The sequence below is a fragment of the Pseudoalteromonas sp. SWYJZ19 genome (assembly GCF_015864375.1).
In the GTDB taxonomy this organism is placed as follows: Bacteria; Pseudomonadota; Gammaproteobacteria; order Enterobacterales; family Alteromonadaceae; genus Pseudoalteromonas; species Pseudoalteromonas arctica.
In genome coordinates, this window is sequence record NZ_JADYXI010000008.1 from 116,633 (window position 1) to 136,473 (window position 19,841).

Annotated in this window: 14 protein-coding genes; 2 read left to right on the forward strand and 12 right to left on the reverse strand. The window is 39.2% G+C overall.

From position 1 onward, the window contains the following. Positions 1-148: 148 nt before the first annotated feature. From I6F45_RS10175 to rppH, 7 genes are all read right to left on the reverse strand, one after another. Positions 149-832 carry an SPOR domain-containing protein gene (locus tag I6F45_RS10175; RefSeq protein ID WP_024592961.1) on the reverse strand — a complete coding sequence of 228 codons (684 nt, stop codon included), beginning with the start codon at positions 830-832 and terminating at the stop codon, positions 149-151. 703 nt (positions 833-1,535) lie between these two features. Beyond that, positions 1,536-2,414 carry a UTP--glucose-1-phosphate uridylyltransferase GalU gene (galU, locus tag I6F45_RS10180; protein ID WP_007583126.1) on the reverse strand — a complete coding sequence of 293 codons (879 nt, stop codon included), beginning with the start codon at positions 2,412-2,414 and terminating at the stop codon, positions 1,536-1,538. Between the two features lie 23 nt (positions 2,415-2,437). Then, positions 2,438-3,289: a thymidylate synthase gene (locus I6F45_RS10185; RefSeq protein WP_101217579.1), complete on the reverse strand. Its 852-nt coding sequence runs from the start codon at positions 3,287-3,289 to the stop codon at positions 2,438-2,440. Between the two features lie 10 nt (positions 3,290-3,299). Further along, positions 3,300-4,103 (reverse strand): prolipoprotein diacylglyceryl transferase, encoded by an 804-nt coding sequence (lgt, locus tag I6F45_RS10190; RefSeq protein ID WP_165727553.1) that lies wholly within the window; start codon positions 4,101-4,103, stop codon positions 3,300-3,302. Positions 4,104-4,116: 13 nt separating this feature from the next. Next, positions 4,117-4,926, reverse strand: a complete 810-nt coding sequence (locus tag I6F45_RS10195) for a sulfite exporter TauE/SafE family protein (protein WP_197160396.1) — start codon at positions 4,924-4,926, stop codon at positions 4,117-4,119. 90 nt (positions 4,927-5,016) lie between these two features. Then, positions 5,017-7,281: a phosphoenolpyruvate--protein phosphotransferase gene (gene ptsP, locus I6F45_RS10200; protein ID WP_165727554.1), complete on the reverse strand. Its 2,265-nt coding sequence runs from the start codon at positions 7,279-7,281 to the stop codon at positions 5,017-5,019. A 30-nt stretch (positions 7,282-7,311) separates the two neighbouring features. Beyond that, entirely contained in the window at positions 7,312-7,830 is a 519-nt protein-coding gene (rppH, locus tag I6F45_RS10205) for an RNA pyrophosphohydrolase (protein ID WP_002958704.1), read from the reverse strand. Positions 7,831-8,513: 683 nt separating this feature from the next. Between rppH and mutH the strand changes: the two genes are divergently transcribed. Next, on the forward strand, positions 8,514-9,185 hold the full coding sequence (mutH, locus tag I6F45_RS10210; RefSeq protein WP_024589993.1) for a DNA mismatch repair endonuclease MutH: 672 nt from the start codon (positions 8,514-8,516) through the stop codon (positions 9,183-9,185). Positions 9,186-9,382: 197 nt separating this feature from the next. Here the strand turns inward: mutH and eno are convergent, their stop codons facing one another. The 5 genes from eno to rlmD form a co-directional block, all read right to left on the reverse strand. Next, positions 9,383-10,681, reverse strand: coding sequence for a phosphopyruvate hydratase (gene eno / locus I6F45_RS10215; RefSeq protein WP_024589994.1), 1,299 nt, complete (start codon positions 10,679-10,681; stop codon positions 9,383-9,385). Between the two features lie 112 nt (positions 10,682-10,793). Next, positions 10,794-12,428 (reverse strand): CTP synthase, encoded by a 1,635-nt coding sequence (locus I6F45_RS10220; RefSeq protein ID WP_010553216.1) that lies wholly within the window; start codon positions 12,426-12,428, stop codon positions 10,794-10,796. A 162-nt stretch (positions 12,429-12,590) separates the two neighbouring features. Next, positions 12,591-13,388, reverse strand: a complete 798-nt coding sequence (gene mazG, locus I6F45_RS10225; RefSeq protein WP_197140018.1) for a nucleoside triphosphate pyrophosphohydrolase — start codon at positions 13,386-13,388, stop codon at positions 12,591-12,593. 2 nt (positions 13,389-13,390) lie between these two features. Continuing rightward, positions 13,391-15,547 (reverse strand): GTP diphosphokinase, encoded by a 2,157-nt coding sequence (gene relA / locus I6F45_RS10230; RefSeq protein ID WP_197160397.1) that lies wholly within the window; start codon positions 15,545-15,547, stop codon positions 13,391-13,393. Positions 15,548-15,555: 8 nt separating this feature from the next. After that, on the reverse strand, positions 15,556-16,881 hold the full coding sequence (gene rlmD, locus I6F45_RS10235) for a 23S rRNA (uracil(1939)-C(5))-methyltransferase RlmD (protein WP_197160400.1): 1,326 nt from the start codon (positions 16,879-16,881) through the stop codon (positions 15,556-15,558). 109 nt (positions 16,882-16,990) lie between these two features. Here rlmD and barA point away from each other — a divergent pair, with 109 nt between their 5' ends. Beyond that, positions 16,991-19,765 carry a two-component sensor histidine kinase BarA gene (barA, locus tag I6F45_RS10240; RefSeq protein ID WP_197140007.1) on the forward strand — a complete coding sequence of 925 codons (2,775 nt, stop codon included), beginning with the start codon at positions 16,991-16,993 and terminating at the stop codon, positions 19,763-19,765. Positions 19,766-19,841: the final 76 nt, after the last annotated feature.

Below are 19,841 nucleotides of genomic sequence, written 5' to 3' on the forward strand. Positions count from 1 at the left end.
ATTTAGTTGGTATCACTAATTGCTGCTGCATTGCCCTACCTCCTGCATTCATGCAGTCGTATATCAAAAATTATTAGCGAAGTTAGCATCAGGTCTAATCCTTCAAATTGATTAGGTATTATTGCAGATTGATATTACATACTGTGAGCTAAAGCTTTACTGGCTTATCAGTGTAGTTACTTACTATGCAATCGAGTTTATATAACTTGAATACGTCACAGTCTGCTTTTGCATTTTTAAAGTTTTGGTAAGAGCCAAGTTTTAGCCTGTAAAACATTTTGTCGTTTATTTTGGCGGTTTCTACGTTAGTCAATATTTTGTCTCTAAACAACGGTGCTGCTTTAGTATTTAGCTCTTGCCATGCTTTAGCCACACCTTGCTCTGAGTCAACCGAAGCTACCTGTAAAGCAAATACATGTTTAGGTTTATTTAATTTTACAGTTTGTTTTTTATTACTGTAATTTTGTTTAACTTGTTGGCGTGACTTAACATTGCGTGTGTTACGTGGTGAGCGTACAGACTTGCTGCTATACCCTTGATTAGACTGTGCAATAGCTTTACTGTTTATAATATCGATATGATTTACGAGGTAAGTTATTTCTTTTTCTAATCTTAAAATTCGCTCTATGCCTTCACGAGCTTGTTGCCACTGCATTGCGGCATCTTTTAGCTGTGCAAGTTCAAGGGCTGTAATTGATACGTAGTCAGGCGAGTTACTTTGAGGTTGTTCATCAATGGTTTTTATTTCAGGCGAGACGCTGCATGCTGTACCAAATAAAAGCATTAGCAAGCTAAGTAAAAGCCCAATGTTATTTTTTTTATATATAAACATGTATTAGTTGTCCTGAAAGCAGTGTTTTTACACTACATTTCAGTTAAACATTCTCACAAGAAAGCGTTTAACTTTATTTAAGCTGTGAGCTATAAAACTTAGCTCTTCGCATGCTTGTCAGTATTTCGTAAAACACAACGTTGCATACTCCATCCCTTCCTTGAGAGCATTATTTAATACAAATTCAATGCCAATTAACACAAACTTTACAACATAAATAACAATATGTCTGTAATGACTTAAAAAATTTTATTTTAGAGCTATTCCTTTTCTTATTTTATTCTAGGGCCTGTTGACCTTTCAGGATTAAAATTTGTTCAATCTAGGGGCCATTTAATCGCGGCGCGAGGTTTGTAACCTAGTGGGCTCGATAACTGCTCCTGCGTTATTCTACTGGCTTACATCCATGTAAGAATAAGTAAAAACCGAGTAAAGCTTCCGCGTCCTGCTCACGCCCCTTACCTACATCCATGTAGGCAACAAAGAGTAAATTGCCCCGAGGCAGAACCCTTCGGGCAGCGCATGTTTGGCATTTATGCTACGTTATCGCCTATTTATGGGGAATAACCACACTACATAGGCTCTGCCTTGCTTAAATACCAAACAGCCTGCTGCAAATTTAACCTCGAAAGATAAACAGGCCCTGATAAAACTCATAAAAAAAGGCGCCGATATAGGCGCCTTTCATGTTTTACGTTAACTGTTAAATCAGTTTTTTGATAAATGATTTTAATTCATCGGCAAATTCGTCGCGACGAAGTGCAAATTCAATCGTTGCTTTTAAGTAACCAATTTTACTTCCACAATCGTGGCTACGGCCTTTTATAGCGTATGCATCTACTTTTTCGTGTTCCATTAACATCGCAATTGCGTCAGTTAATTGAATTTCGTCGCCTGCACCTTGCGGAGTTTTTGCAAGTAACGGCCAGATATTTTCGCTTAATACGTATCGACCCACTACAGCTAAGTTTGATGGAGCTTCATCTACTGGCGGCTTTTCTACCATATTAAGAATTGGCGAGCTTTCACCTTGCTTTAAGTCAACATCACCTAAATCAACCACACCAAACTGGTTCACTTGTGCCATTGGTACTGGTTCTACCATAATTTGGCTGTGCTTGGTTTTCTCAAAATTAGCGATCATTTCTGCTAAGTTATCTTTTTTAAGATCGCTCTCTACATCATCAATAATTACATCTGGTAAAATAACTACAAACGGTTCGTTACCAATAATAGGCGCTGCACAACTAATAGCATGGCCTAAGCCTTTTGCTTCACCTTGGCGTACGTGAATAATGGTTACGTCTTTAGGGCAAATTGCTTGCACTTCGGCAAGTAGTTGCCGCTTAACACGCTTTTCTAAAGTAGCTTCTAGTTCAAAACTTGTATCGAAGTGATTTTCGATTGAATTTTTACTTGAGTGCGTTACTAACACTATTTCTTTAATTCCTGCAGCAACGGCTTCGTTTACTACATATTGAATTAAAGGACGGTCTACCACTGGAAGCATTTCTTTAGGAATTGCTTTAGTGGCTGGTAACATACGAGTACCAAGGCCCGCTACTGGGATCACTGCTTTCATTTTATGTTTTCCTTAATCTTTTATTATACTGAAAATGGATATTGAATCGCTTCATGGCATTGATAGCCTATTACTTCAAAGTCGTCTCGTGTTACCCACGTTTCTATGTCTTCTAATGATTTAATTTTTGGATTAATTTTTAACTGAGGTGATTCAAATGGCTCACGCGTTAACTGCACGTCTCGCATCAGTTCAAGTTGGTTTTCGTAAATATGTGCATTAGCAATTTTATGATACGCCTTACCCGCTTTGTGGCCGGTAATTTGAGCCACTAACGCAAGCAACACAAAACACTGAATTTGATTGAAATTAAGGCCAAGCGGTACATCACAGCTTCGCTGGTATGACGTTAAATATAGCGTATCGCCAAGTAGCGAAAAAGTGTGCGTATGCATACACGGCCGCAAACAACCAAGCTCAAACTCACCTGGATTATAAAACGTGATTATTTCACCACGGTCATCGATGCCATTTTTTAAGTTATTAATAACTTTGGAAAGCTGATCAAGCGTTGAGCCATCTGGACGTTGCCAACCACGGCCTTGTACGCCATAAACACGGCCCATATCGTCCTCGCCTTTACGGTGAGGATTATTAAGCCATGCGTTGTTATCGTTTGCGTTAGCATCCCACGTTTTACAGCCAATCTCACGAAACTGCTCAGCGCTGTCGTACCCGCGTAAATATCCTAGTAACTCAGCAATCGCTGCTTTGTAGTAACTTTTGCGCGTCGTGATCATTGGAAACTTATTATTAGCCACATCGTATTCTAAATCGGCATTAATAACGGTTAAACAACGCGTACCGGTACGTTTGTTTTCGACCCACTGACCTTCGTCAACAATACGCTGACATAATTTTAAATATTGTTTCATGCTTTTCTAATTATGCCTTAGCTGTTTTAACGCGTTGTGGTTGCTTGTATGCCCAAATTAATAAACCTAAACCACCCACTATCATAGGAAGTGACAATATTTGTCCCATTGAAATAAAGTCGGCAAATAAACCTAGTTGTGCATCGGGTTGGCGGAAATATTCAATACAGAATCTAAACACGCCGTAACCTAATAAAAATACACCGGCTACACTCCCTGCTGGACGTGGTTTTTTAATAAACCATTGCAGGATTAAAAACAGCACTAAGCCTTCAAAAAATGCTTCGTATAATTGCGATGGGTGACGCGCAAGCGGACCGCCCGTTGGAAATACCATTGCCCATGGCACGTCGGTAACTCGGCCCCATAACTCACCGTTTATAAAGTTACCAATACGCCCTGCTAAAAGCCCTACTGGAACCAGTGGTGCAACAAAGTCGCCCACTTGAAGCAGTGACTTTTTACGCGTCCACGAAAAAATTGCAACGGCGGTTATAACACCAAGTGTTCCACCATGGAACGACATACCGCCCTGATCTATCCTAAATAAATACAGTGGGTTTTCTATAAAATAACTAAACTGGTAAAACAATACGTAGCCAATACGCCCGCCTAGTATTACCCCTAACATGCCGTAAAACAGTAAATCGCTTACTTGGTCTTTAGTCCAACCCGAATTTGGCTTTGACGCTTGACGATTAGCAAACCACATCGCAAATGCAAAACCTATTAAGTACATTAAGCCATACCAACGTACGCTTAGCGGTCCAACAGAAAAAATAATTGGATCAATTTGAGGAAACTCAAGTGCCATAAAAAATAAACCTTTAGCTAAAAACCATTTTAATTGCGATAACTACAAGCAGCACCGCGAAAACTTTCTTAATTGTATTAACAGGTAAATAGTGAGTTGCTTTGGCGCCAATGGGCGCAACAAACCACGAGGTAATAACAATCCCAAATAATGCAGGTAAATAAACAAACCCGGCAAAACCATGCTCTAAATCGGTAACATGCCAGCCTGCGCTGATGTAACCAATAGAGCCAAATAATGCAATAACAATTCCGCACGCTGCCGCGCAGCCAATTGCTTTTTTTATATCAACCGAAAAATAATTAAGCATCGGTACTATTAAAGCTCCGCCGCCAATCCCTATTAAACCTGATAACCCGCCCATTATTGCAGAAACGCCCCCTAAAATAGGACCTGCCGGCAACGGTCTTTCTGACATCGGTTTATTACGCGCGGAGAGCACCATTCTTGCTGCAATAAATACAACACTTATAGCAAACACTGTACGTAATATTTGTTCAGGGATTAAACTTGCTGCAAAGCCACTAATTAGTGCACCTAAAGCCACACCCGACATAACCCACGGGGCGATTGCCCAAGGCACGTTATCATTTTTATGATGAGCCAGCGCTGAAGACGTTGAAGTAAATAAAATAGAAGCGAGTGAGGTTGCAATAGCAATTACTAATACATGATCAGCCGACGTTACATTAAATGAGAGTAGCAGAGTGCTTAGTACTGGAACGATAATTAAACCGCCGCCAATGCCTAGTAACCCAGCTAAAAACCCAACAATACAGCCTAGTAGTGCGCAGCTTGCGACTAACAAACCTAAGTCATACATAGTAATCTCAAATACCCTTTTAAGGTTTATATATTAAAGGATTATAAAACTAATAGCATCTGTGTATTGCAATTAATTAGGTGTACAAGCTTATTTTGGGGTGTAAAACAAATCACCTAATTTATGCTCCAGCATAAAGCTTCGCGTTAAACGTAGTACTTGTTTGGCTGTGGATTGCGCTAAACATTCACTTAGTAGTTGTTCCATGTCACTGACATTTAAACGCCTAAGTACCCACTTCACTTTATTAAGCGATGATAAATTCATACTAAGGCGTCTGTAACCCATGGCAATAAGCAAAATAGCCCCTTCAGGATCGCCGCCTAGTTCACCACACAAACTAAATGGCAGTTCATATTGCTCACATTCATGCGCCACTTTATTTAGTACTCTTAGTACACCAGGGTGATAAGGGTTGAAAAGTTCGGCTACACGTGCGTTAGCTCTGTCTACTGCTAATAAATACTGTGTTAAATCGTTACTACCTACTGAGCAAAAATCGACTTTTTTTGACCACTCAGGAAGCATAAATACACTTGAAGGTACTTCTAGCATTATACCTATGTCGGGCCTTTCTATGGTTTGCTCTGGGTATTTTTCACTTAACTCAAAATAAGCCTGCTCAAATAACGCAAGTGACTCATCAACTTCTTCAGTGCCACTGATCATAGGGAGCATTATTTTTAAATTACCCAAACCAATATTAGCTTTAAGCATCGCTTTTAGTTGATCTAAAAATAACTCTGGATGATCAAGACTAATACGAATGCCACGCCAACCTAAAAATGGGTTTTCTTCGGTAATATTAAAGTAATCAAGTACCTTATCGCCCCCAATATCCAATGTACGCATAACCACAGGATTAGGATGATAGCTAGTTAGTACTTCTCGGTACCAATTTTCTTGCTCTGATTGCGAAGGAAACTGACCCTTTTGCATAAACCACGCTTCGGTTCGATAAAGCCCCACACCGTCACAAATATGCGCGCTACTTTGCTCAGTATTAAGCTCAAGGCCTGCGTTTAATAATAAGCTAACATGTTCACCGTCAAGCGTAATTGATTCTGAGTCTTGCTCAGCTAAAAAGCGGTTATTTAGTAGGTTATCTTGATGCTGTAACTCTGTGTATTCGTCCATCAGCATTTGTGAAGGCGATATATATAAACGCCCAGCAAATGCATCTAAAATCATCGGTTTGCCATTAAACTGCAGTAGAGGTAAATCCTCTATACCCCAAATGGCAGGAATGCCCATCGCACGCGTTAATATAGAAGCATGGCTATTTGCAGAGCCATTTACGCTTACAACGCCTATTAAATGACCTTTTGGCACTTCAGCAAGCATGGCGGGTGTTAAGGTATTAGCAATTAAAATAGTGTTGGCCGGATAATTTTTAACAGCGTGCTCGGTATTTACAAGGTGGTGTAATACGCGAAGACCAATGTCTTTAACGTCAATAGCACGCTCTTTTATATAAGGGTCTTGCATGGCATTAAATTGAGATATTAAACGCTCTATTACAATTTTTAGGGCGCTTTTAGCACACCACCCTTCTTGTAATTGCATTTCAACATTATGCCCTAAACTTTTAGCATCAAGCAGTTGTTGATACACATCAAATACCGCAAGAGCTTCGTGCGGAATAGAATCGCTTAGCGTCATCGATAGGGTATTAAATTCTTTGCGCGTTGCAGCTACAGCTTGAGTAAACAAACGACGCTGCTCAGTGACGTCACTGTCTTTTAAAAGCTCAATAGATTTAAAATCAAGTTTTGGTAATACAACAAATGCTTGTCCTATACCTATTCCTGGCGCGCTCGATACACCTTTTAAAACAGACGTTTGATGAGATGATTCATCTTGGCGTAGTATTTCTTTAATTTCAGCATGCGCTAACTGTGACGCAAGTTGGGCAGAAAGCGTTATTAAAAACGACTCTTCGTCTTGGCTAAATACACGTGCCATCTTTTGTTGGACAACAATAACGCCCAGTACTTTTTTTTGATGAACAACGGGTACAGATAAAAAAGCGTTGTAGCCTTCTTCATTTACTTCGGGGGAGAGCTTAAAACGAGGATGCGATTTAGCAAATGCAATATTAATAGGTTCTTCACGTTGCGCTACTAGGCCAACTAAACCTTCGGTAAAACCAATTCTAAACTTACCTACCGCATCGGGGTTTAGCCCTTCGGTTGCCATAAGTACAAAATTGTCCTGGCTGTAATCTGCAAAATAAATGGAGCAGCACTGGGTTTTCATGGCATCTTTAACCATTTGCACAAAGCACACTAATGCGCTGTCTAAATTCGCTTGTCGCGATACAGACTCCGCAATAGATCTCAGTGTAGCCAGCATGTCCTGCTCCTTTATTTTATTCTGAATTAACTACCTTTTACTTCGCCAATGATCTTTATGTTGTTCTCTCTTATTAAAAGGCATGGCGAAAGGAGCAAACTCTTTCATTACACGTCGATAAACATCCCGTTTAAACGATACAACCTGTCTTACAGGATACCAATAACTTACCCAGCGCCAATCATCAAATTCAGGATGATGGGTTTTAAGTAAATTTACATCTTCGTCTTTACAGCGTAATTTTAGTAAAAACCATTTTTGTTTTTGCCCAATACACACCGGACTAGAGTCTCGGCGGATTAATCGTTTGGGTAATTTATAGCGTAACCAATGTTTTGAGCTTGCGACTATTTCTACATCTTCTGGTCGCAACCCTACTTCTTCGTGTAATTCACGGTACATGGTTTGTTCTGCAGTTTCGCCATCATCAACACCACCTTGGGGAAATTGCCAAGAGTGTTGACCATAACGTCTGGCCCAAAAAACCTGTCCCTGATTATTGCAAATCACAATTCCGACATTGGCACGAAAACCTTCGGCATCAATCACCTTAGTGCCTCATTTGTAAGTCGATTTTTAATGATTGTTCCACATTAGCCGCAATACGGCAAATACTATTATACCCAACCCGATTAGTAAGCTAAGTTTGAGCTTTTAGTACATTGATAAATTATGGAGAGTGGGTAAATATTTGGAAAATAACTTAACAAGGCTATTGCGGTTCTTGTTTTCCTCTAGTTACTCACAGTTTGTGCATAACTTTTGTAAAACACGCTCATTTTGCAAACAAATCCACAATATTAGATCTAAAAACTTGGCTTCTCCACAGATTCTGTGGATAAACATGTTCATATAGTTGTATTTATCCTTACAACTTTTAAATTGCTTAATCAAAACTGAATGTACAACATTAAAAAAACCAACTGAGTCAGTAACTTAAAGTAAAGCAGCTTAATTTCGATATGTTCAAAATTAACTCAAACAACAAGCGAGCAAAAAACACACAACTCTAGTGATATCCACGGCTTAGCCTATTTGCTATCATGGCTATGATATTTATACAACCGAAATTAAGAATACTAATTACGTTGAATTGATATTTATAATCGCAATAAAAAGTAGCTCAATAACAAAAAACTATCATATGCAGTTTCTCCGCATAAGTAATTTCAACGTAGTTAGTGAGTTGTTAAACCTCTATAATATTCATATTTTAATAAAATTGGCATGACATGCGACCTACAAAACCACACTCAATAAACGATTTAATGCAACGCGTTAATAATATTGCCGGATTAACTCTAGGGCAGCTTGCTAACAAGTATAATTTTAAAACGCCAGATGATTTACTGCGCGAAAAAGGTTGGACTGGTCAGTTAATTGAATATGTACTAGGTGCTACTGCGGGCTCAAAACCACTTCCTGATTTTGAAGATTTAGGAATTGAGCTAAAAACACTCCCTATTTCCTATAAAGGTAGGCCACTAGAAACGACCTTTGTATCGGTTACACCCTTAATGAACGTTACAGGAATGACGTGGCATACCAGCTCTGTACGTAAAAAACTAAATCATGTTTTATGGCTGCCAATTTTAAGCGAACGTGATATTGCCCCGTTTGATAGAACCATTGGCAGCGGCTTTTTGTGGCAACCCTCACCTGAACAGGACGCTTTATTACAGCGCGACTGGGAAGAGCAAATGGAGCTAATTGCGCTAGGTAGAGTCGACGAAATATCAGGCCATTTAGGCGATGCGATGCAAATACGCCCTAAAGCAGCTCATAGCAAAATAGTGACTGATGCTATTGGTCCAAATGGGCAAATAATTAAAACCCTACCCCGTGGCTTTTACTTAAAAACCAGTTTTACAGGTGATATTTTAAAGCAGCAGTTTCAGCTTTAACTGTGTTATAAAATATTAAAACTTAAGTAACCTTTAATATTATTGCCGCCACCCTCTTTCGCTCTGTGCGCGCGCCAGCAAGCTTAACCCTACAACTTATTCTCATATCTTTGAAAAAGTATCAGGCATAAAAAATCCCCGCTTATGCGAGGATTTTATCATCTAAAATTAAAAATTAGATTCTATATAAAATAGAATTACTGACCTTTAACTTCTTTAAGACCGTTGTACGGTGCTTTATCACCTAATTGCTCTTCAATACGTAGTAATTGATTGTACTTTGCAACACGGTCAGAACGGCTCAATGAACCTGTTTTAATTTGACCTGCAGCAGTACCAACCGCTAAATCAGCAATTGTTGAATCTTCAGTTTCACCAGAACGGTGAGAAATAACAACAGTAAAACCAGCATCTTTAGCCATTTTGATTGCAGCTAAAGTTTCAGTTAAAGAACCGATTTGGTTAAACTTAATTAAGATTGAGTTAGCAATACCGTTGTCGATACCACGTTTTAAAATCTTAGTATTTGTTACAAATAAATCATCACCTACTAATTGGATTTTATCACCCATTAGTTTAGTTTGATGTGCAAAGCCATCCCAATCAGACTCATCAAGACCATCTTCAATAGAAACGATTGGGTACTGATTAGTAAGATCTTGTAAGAAGAAGTTAAATTCTTCAGAAGTGAATTTTTTGCCTTCACCCTTAAGGTCGTAGATGTTTGCTTCTTTGTCGTAGAACTCAGATGCAGCACAATCCATCGCTAAAGTAATATCTTTACCTAGCTCGTAACCTGCGTTTGCTACAGCTACTTTAATTGCAGCAAGAGCCGCTTCGTTAGATGCAAGGTTTGGTGCAAAACCACCTTCATCGCCAACCGCTGTTGAATGACCATCAGCTTTAAGTACTTTAGCAAGGCTATGGAATACTTCAGCACCCATGCGTAGGCCTTCGCGGAAGTTTTTAGCGCCAACAGGTTGGATCATGAATTCTTGAATATCTACAGAGTTATCTGCATGCTCACCACCATTGATGATGTTCATCATTGGAAGTGGCATAGAGTAAACACCTGGCGTGCCGTTTAAGTCAGCGATATGTTCATAAAGCTCAACTTTTTTAGACTGTGCAGCTGCTTTCGCGGTTGCTAGTGATACAGCTAAGATTGCGTTTGCACCTAATTTTTCTTTATTTTCGGTACCGTCTAAATCTAGCATCACTTTATCTACAGCGCTTTGATCTAATGCACTTTGGCCTTTTAAAGCATCAGCAATTTCGTTATTGATATAACCAACTGCTTTTAATACACCTTTACCTAAGTAACGTGATTTATCACCGTCGCGTAACTCTAATGCTTCACGAGTACCAGTAGATGCGCCTGAAGGTGCTGCTGCACGACCCCAAGAGCCATCTGCTAAATGTACGTCTGCTTCAACAGTTGGGTTACCACGCGAGTCCATAATTTCGCGACCGATTACTTTTACGATTTCTGACATCTTGATTCCTCTATATTCCCAAAATGGTGAGTTCAGCTAACTTTACTACGTTTTATATAGCTTAGTCAGCCCTTAAAACAAAAAAGCCGTGCAATATGCACGGCTTTTAAAATTACGAATTCGCTTTTTGGTGGATATGCGCGGCTGCTACAAACCCTTCAAACAACGGATGACCATCACGTGGAGTTGACGTGAATTCCGGGTGGAACTGCGCGGCAATAAACCATGGGTGATCTTTATTTTCGATAATTTCTACCAGTTTTTTATCTTCTGATAAACCAGTAAAGCTTAAGCCTGCTTTTTCAAGTATTTCTACAAAGTTATTATTTACTTCGTAGCGATGACGATGACGTTCAACAATTTCGTCGCTGCCATATACTTCGCGTACTTTAGAACCTGGTGTTAAATGACATTTTTGTGCGCCTAAACGCATAGTGCCACCTAAATCAGATTTTTCGCTACGTGTTTCAACATTACCTTCAGCATCTAGCCATTCAGTAATTAAGCCAACTACTGGCGCTTCTGAATTTGCATTAAACTCTGTAGAGTTTGCATCCGTTAAGCCTGCAACATTACGTGCATATTCAATTAATGCTACTTGCATACCTAAACAAATACCTAGGTATGGTACTTTATTTTCACGTGCGTATTTAGCCGCTAAGATTTTACCCTCAACACCACGTCCGCCAAATCCACCTGGTACTAAAATAGCATCTAAGTGTGAAAGTAATTCAACACCTTTGTTTTCTAAATCTTGTGAATCTACGTATTGAATATTAATTGTTAAACGGTTTTTAAGACCCGCATGCTTTAATGCTTCGTTAACCGATTTGTACGCATCTGGTAATTCAGTGTATTTACCAACCATACCAATTGTCACTTCACCCGTTGGGTTAGACTCTTGATAAAGTACTTGTTCCCACTCAGCTAAATCAGCTTCTGGTGGATCTAAGTGAAAACGACGACATACGAAGTTATCTAATTCTTGCGTTTTTAATAGCGCTGGAATTTTATAAATGCTGTCTACGTCAGGTAATGAAATAACCGCTTTTTCTTCTACGTTTGTGAATAATGAGATTTTTGCACGCTCATTATTAGGTAGTTTACGGTCTGAACGACAAATAAGAATATCTGGCTGAATACCTACTGAGCGTAACTCTTTAACAGAGTGCTGAGTTGGTTTTGTTTTAACTTCACCTGCAGGGCCTAAAAATGGCACTAACGTTAAGTGAATAAATAGCGCGCGTTCGCGGCCAATTTCAGTTCCCATCTGACGAATTGCTTCAATAAACGGTTGTGATTCTATATCACCTACAGTGCCGCCAATTTCTACAATAGCAATATCATAACCTTCAGCACCGTCGTATACACGTTGCTTAATATCGTTAGTGATATGTGGAATAACCTGAATAGTAGCGCCTAGGTATTCACCACGGCGCTCACGACGTAATACGTCTTCATATACACGGCCTTGTGTGAAGTTATTACGACTAGTCATTTTGGTACGAATAAAACGCTCGTAGTGACCTAAATCAAGGTCAGTTTCTGCGCCGTCTTCTGTAACGTAAACTTCACCGTGTTGAATTGGGCTCATTGTGCCTGGGTCAACGTTGATGTAAGGATCCAGCTTTAAAATGGTAACATTTAAACCACGGGCTTCTAAAATAGCGGCCAGTGAAGCTGCGGCAATACCTTTACCCAACGAAGAAACAACTCCGCCAGTAACGAAGATAAATTTTGTACTCATGCGAACCCTAGAATATCAGGAATTAAAAGGAATATAACACCCAAAGAAGAGCCTAAGGGTATATCATCAAGACGGGGCGAAATTGTACCAAAACACTGCTTATCAATCCAGCTAAAATTAGCTAATGCGCGCACAAAAAATGTGCACTATTTAACATTAAGCCTATTTTACTTTTTTAATCGCATCCCATGCGCTGTCCATTTCTTCAAAGGTGGCTGTATCTAAGCTTTTACCTTGCGCATGCAAATAGGCGTTTACCTTTTCAAAACGCGCTGAAAACTTATCATTAGCGCTACGAAGCAGTTGTTCGGGATCTCGTTTAACATGGCGTACAACATTAACAGTGGCAAAAAGTAAGTCGCCGAGTTCTTCCGCTGTATGATCAGATAACGGGTCTTGCTCAATCGCTTCTTTTACTTCAAGCACTTCTTCGCTCACTTTATCAAGTGCACCATGATACGTTGGCCAATCAAAACCAAGTGCGGCAACCCGTTGTTGAATTTTTTTTGCTTTACTTAAGCTTGGCATATTGGCAGGAATATCTTGCCAAAAAGAAGGTGATTCGGTTTGCGCTCTAGCACTGCGTTCTTGTGCTTTGATTGCTTGCCACTGCTGCGATAGCTGCTTATCTGTTAGCTCTTTTTTATCGCCAAATACATGCGGGTGGCGACGGGTAAGCTTATCGTTTAATTGCTCCACTACATCATTAAAATCAAATATATTTTGCTCTTGTGCAAGCTGCGCATAAAAAATAATTTGAAATAACAAATCACCCAATTCACCTTTAAGCTCATCTAAGTTGCCTGACTCAATACAGTCGGCAACTTCGTATGCTTCTTCTAGTGTATGCGGCACAATAGATTTAAAATCTTGTTTGAGATCCCACGGGCAACCGCCCTTGGGATCTCGCAGTGTTTTCATTATGCTAAGAAGTTGTGTAAGCGCTGCATTATCATTCATGATTAATGACCACGCTTGGCATCGTGTACACCTTCAATTTGGTGTAACTTAGAAAGAACACGGTTAGTACCCGATAAGTCATGTACTTCTATTTGCATCGTAAATATAGCTAACTGATTATCTTCAACCGTATTTACGTTCATGTTTAAAACATTTACTTTTTCGTTAGCAAGTACTGAGCTTATATCGCGTATTAGCCCTGAACGATCGGTGGCTTCTATTTTAATACTTAGTGCGTACGAGCCGTTGATATCTTCAGACCAACTTACCGAAATAACACGCTCTGGATGCTGATTTTTTAAGTTATTAAACGAATCACAGTCTTCCTTATGAACACCTATTCCTCGACCTTGCGTTATATAACCTATTATTTCATCGCCAGGGACAGGACGACAGCATTTGGCTACATGGCTCATTAAGCTACCAACGCCATCAACCACTATGCCGTTTTTGTCACCAGTTACTTTGCTAGGTGCTTTAATACGAATGACCGGTTCGTCTTCTGTTCTATCACTTACAAAGTTAAGCATTTGATTGAGACGTACATCGCCCGCACCAATCGCAACCATTAAGTCATCAAGTTCTTTAAAGTTAAAACGCTTGATGGCTGGCTCTAAATCTTTGTATGTTAAATTAAGCTTTTGTAGTTCACTGTCGAGAATTTCTTTACCCGCACTTAAGTTTTTGTCGCGGTCGAGCTGTTTAAACCAGTGATGAATCTTGGCTCTAGCGCGCGATGACTTAATGTACCCTAATGACGGATTTAACCAATCACGACTTGGATTTGGTTGTTTTTGGGTTAGTATTTCTACCTGATCCCCCGTTGTAAGTTGATGCGTAAATGGCACTATTTTGCCAAATATTTTTGCACCAATACAACAATGCCCTACATTTGAATGAATGTAGTAAGCAAAATCAAGCGGTGTAGCGCCAAGTGGTAAATCAATAATATCGCCGCTTGGGGTAAATATGTATACGCGGTCTTCTACTACTTGGTTTTTAAGCTCTTCTGCTAAATCGCCACCATCGACTACTTCTTCTTGCCATTGGAGTAACTTACGTAGCCAGCTGATTTTTTGCTCATAACCCGAGCCGCGCCCTGGTAATGCACCTTCTTTGTACATCCAGTGTGCAGCCACACCCAACTCAGCATCTTGATGCATGTCGCTAGTACGAATTTGTATTTCTACTGTTTTACCTTCAGGCCCAAATACCACGGTATGAATTGATTGATAGCCGTTTTGTTTTGGGGTTGCTACATAGTCGTCAAACTCTTTATTAAGATGGCGCCAATTGGTGTGCACAATACCCAGCGCTCCATAACAATCTTGCAGGCGTTCAACAACGATACGCATTGCCCGAATATCAAAAAGCTGATCAAACTCGTAGTTTTTTTGCTGCATTTTTTTATAAATGCTGTAAATGTGCTTAGGGCGACCATAAACTTGGGCTTCTATGCCCGCTTCACTTAAACGGGTTTTTACTTGTTCAACCATATCTTCCATATAGGCTTCGCGCGTAAGGCGTTTGTCGTCAAGTTGTTTGGCTATGCTTTTATAGGTACCTGGGTGCAAATATCTAAACGATAAATCTTCAAGTTCCCACTTTAACTGCCCTATTCCTAATCTGTTTGCCAGTGGTGCAAAAATATCAGCCGTTTCTTTAGCGGCAATAACGCGGTCTTCTTCATCCGCATTTTTTACATTACGTAGATGACAGACCTGCTCGGCAAGCTTAATGACCACGGCGCGCACGTCTTCGACCATGGTTAATAACATTTTTCGAATATTATCAACTTGCATAGTGCCTTTACCTTGATGCGATAAAGTACTAATAGTGGCCATTTGTGCAACCCCAGTTAACAGCATGGCTATGTTACTACCAAGCTGCTCTTCTATGGTTTCAAGTGATATTAAATCGTTTAAAAAATACGGGGTTAAATACGCAGTAGCTAACGATTCGGGGTCGAGATTTAGCTCAGCTAAAATTTCAACCATTTCGATTGCAGTAGTTTGCCTGCTTTCATTATCACATTTTACGCAGAGCGCTTGCGCTTTAGTAAGTAGCTCTGTTTTTTCTTCAGACAAGGCAAGAAATGAAAGCCGAGTGCTAAAATCTGTTGTCTCATCTTGTTGATGTGATTGCCGTGTAGCTACCATAATGCGTTCTACCTCCGTTGAAATAACGCCATAGTTTCAATATGCCCTGTATGAGGGAACATATTCATTAGCCCAATTTTATTAAGATCAAAGCCAGCTTGTGAAATAATTGCGCTGTCACGGGCTAAAGTAACAGGGTCACAAGAGACATATAAAATAGTTTTAAACTGCTTTAAAGATAATTGCTCTAATACAGCCATTGCACCCGTCCTAGAAGGATCGAGTACAAGTACATCTAAATTTTTACTAAACCATGGGGCGCTCTGTATGCTTTGCGTTAAATCAAAGCAATGAAACTGCGCATTGGTAATAGAGTTAGTTTGCGCATTTTGAGCAGCCATTGCAACCGCTGAAGTTACACCTTCTACGCCAATTACAGATTTTGCTTGTTTTGCCAGCACTAATGAGAAATTACCAATGCCACAAAATAAATCCAATAAATTTTCATCACCTTTTAAATCAAGCCAATTTGCTGCTTGCTTTAACATAGCTTCGTTAACTTGCGCATTTACCTGAATAAAATTATCTAAACCAAATTCAAATTTTAGAGCAAATTCTTTAAGATAATAAAACGGCATGGCTAAGTGTGAATGATCAATTACATCGCTCTCGCTTTGCCATACTACTTCAAACTGTTGGCTCTTTGTTATGTGCTCAATCAAAGCCTTTGTATCTTCGTTAATTACTTTGGTGTGGCGAATAACAATAAAGTTTGTCTCATCACTTTGGCATAACTGTAAATGGCTTATACTATGAAGCGCTTTGTGTTGATTAATTAAATCATCAAAAAGTGTAAAAACATCTGCAAATACTTCATCAAGTACTGCACATTTATTAATACTGACAATATTTTTTGAACCACTGGCTCTGTAACCTACACGCATTTTTTTTGCTGTTTTATCAAACATAACGGCTATGCGAGCGCTGCGCCTGTAATGCACAGACTTACTTAATAATGGAGCTTGCCAGTTTAAGCTGTTTAATTTAGCAAACTTACTAAATAGCTGAGTAACTGCAGTTTGTTTTTCTACAACTTGTTGGCTTACTTCTAAATGCTGTAGTTGGCAACCACCACACTGATTGTAGTGCTCACAAAAAGCGTCAACTCTTGATTCACTCGCTTTAATAACTTTAATTACTTTTGCACTGCTGTATTTAGCTTTATCATCGACAAGCATTGCTTTAACTGTTTCATTTGGTAATGCGCCACTAACAAAACATACTTTATTATTATGCTTAGCAATGCCACGCCCTTGATGATCCATTCCCGTTATATTTAATTCTAATGTTTGTTGCTTAAGCGGTTTTTTTTTCGCTTTAAAAATTTGCGCCATTAGGCATTACCTTCACTTTATTTATGAAGCACCTATATTTAGATGCTTTAGAATGCGTGTTGAACCGTATATACTCAGACCATACTAATAACGATAAAACGCTCCCATCATGACCAAATTAGGCTTACGCGATTCTGTTTTAACACTGACCCTGATCCCAACGGTGATCATAGGATTACTACTTGGTGGCTATTTTACAATAAATCGTTACATTGAGCTTGATGAAATTTTATATCAGCAAGGTACTACTATTTCTGAGCCCCTTGCTATTGCGCTTGAGCAACCCATGCTCGAAAAAAACAAACAGCTATTGAATCGCCTTATAAGCTACACACATAACAAGCACTCCCCTACAATTAAGTCGATTGCAATTTTTGATAAAAATAATGCGCTATTAATGACGAGTAATTATCACCGCTCATTTGAAAAGTTAATTAATCAAAAGACGCTCATAAATTTAAAAACGACCCACGTGCAAAAGTCAGATGAGCTTGTTACATTCTTCACGCCCATTATTAACCATACAAGTCACGACTCTAAATGGGACCCATCTGCTTTTCAGTCATCTTTGGGCACCGTTATTATACAACTAAACAAAGACCAAGCGGTTATAGGGCAGCAACGTGCTTTATTAATTAGCGGTATTGTAATTATTTTATCATTGGTATTTGCAGCAATTTTAGCTTTAAGGTTAAGCCGCATGTTTATGACGCCGCTTAATAAGTTAGTACTTGCAACCGACAAGTTAGTCGAAGGTAAAAGAAGTACTGGCCTTAACGACAACATGATAGGTGAATTTGAGCTATTGCGAGAAGGCTTAAATACCATTGCTCACACTATGGTGATGCAAAAAGATGAAATGCAAAAAAATATTGATCAAGCAACTAGCGACTACCGTGAAACACTAGAGCAATACGAAACTTCAAATATAGAACTCTCATTTGCAAAAAAAGAAGCTCAAGATGCTAACCGCGTAAAATCAGACTTTTTAGCTAAAATGAGTCACGAACTTCGTACTCCGTTAAATGGTGTTATTGGATTTACACGCCAGCTTTATAAAACACCACTAAACAAGCATCAAAAAGATTATCTCGACACTATTATGCTATCAGCAAATAGTTTAATGACTATTATTAGCGACATTCTAGATTTCTCCAAACTAGAAGCGGGTGCAATGGAACTTGAGTCGATTCAGTTTCAACTTCGTGATGCTGTAAATGAAGTGATGACGCTACTCGCTCCTAGCGCACACGATAAGCAATTAGAGCTATCCATTTACATTAACCAACAAGTACCAGATGACTTAACGGGCGATCCCACTCGCTTTAAACAAGTGCTGATAAACCTATTAAGTAATGCGATTAAATTTACTGAAAAAGGCTCCATTAAGGTCGACATAAGCCATCGGTTACTCGACGACGAACGCACCTCTTTACTTGTGTCAGTAACAGATACTGGCGTGGGTATACCTATGGATAAGCAAGACTCTTTATTTACTCCATTTGGGCAAGCAGACTCAAGCATTACACGTAAGTTTGGTGGTACAGGTCTTGGCCTCATTATTACTAAGCATATTGTTGAAGCGATGAATGGCCGCATAACATTAAACTCTGCACCAGGTAACGGTACCTGTTTTACATTCAATAGCGTGTTTAGTTTGCCCAATCATGTATTTACTAACGACTTACCGACTAAATCGCTCATTGGTAAGCGTATTTTGTATTTAGAGCCACACGAGCATACACATCACGCTGTACTTTCGTTATTGACTCAATGGGAATCAAGCGTAACGGCATGTTTTAACGAGACTAGCTTTTTAGACGCTATAAAAAATACTGAACATAAATATGATGTTTGCTTAATTGGCCATATGGCATCAGTTGATGATATGCAGCAACTAAAAAGCTATGTGAAAGCCGTGCGTGAATCTACTGATTACTTATATTTAATGCTTAATACTGTATCGCACAATATGCGAGAAGCCTTTATAGGCAGCGGTGCTGATGCGTGTTTAAGTAAACCACTTAATCACCGTAAGTTATGTGAAGTACTTGCTGCACCTTACAGGCTTGACCACCCTACTCATAATATTGAACAAAACGATCAAGCTTTGCTGCCGTTAAAAGTATTAGTTGTTGATGATAACGATGCCAACTTAAAACTTCTCCATACTTTATTAAGTGAACAGATTGAAGTAATAGAAACGGCACATAATGGTTCACAAGCATACAGCTTAAGTAAAAGTCATAAATACGACATAATTTTTATGGATATTCAGATGCCAATTATGGACGGTATAACCGCATGCAAGCTTATACAAGAATCATCACTTAATGAAGATACACCCATTATCGCTGTAACGGCACACGCCCTTCAAAGCGAAAAAGAGCAACTACTAAAAGATGGCTTTAAAGGCTATTTAACTAAGCCTATTGATGAAGATATGCTTAAACAAATTATTAGCGACCATAGTCCACAGACCCCGGTTAATCGCGATAAAGCTAAAACAGATACACCACAAAGCCCGGCTCCATTTCAAAGTAGTCGAATTGATTGGGCACAAGCCCTGCAGCGTGCTGGAGGAAAGAGCGAGTTAGCGCTAGAGATGCTTAATATGCTACTTCTAAGCGTCCCTGAAACTCTTAAATTGCTTGCTAAAGCGATAGAGAGTAATGATTGTCAGCAAGTCTTAAGTATTGTCCACAAGTTTCATGGTGCATGTTGCTACACTGGTGTACCAAAACTTAAATCACTCGCAGAAACAATTGAAACATCACTTAAAAATAAATGCTTGTTAGAGAATATTGAACCTGAATTATTTGAGCTACAGGACGAGCTTGAAAACTTACTTGCTGATGCAAGCGTAACTGAGTTACAAAGATAAGCTTTGAATTTTAGATACAAAAAAACGCGGCATTAACCGCGTTTTTTTAATTAAGCTTTTTAAATACTTATGTAGA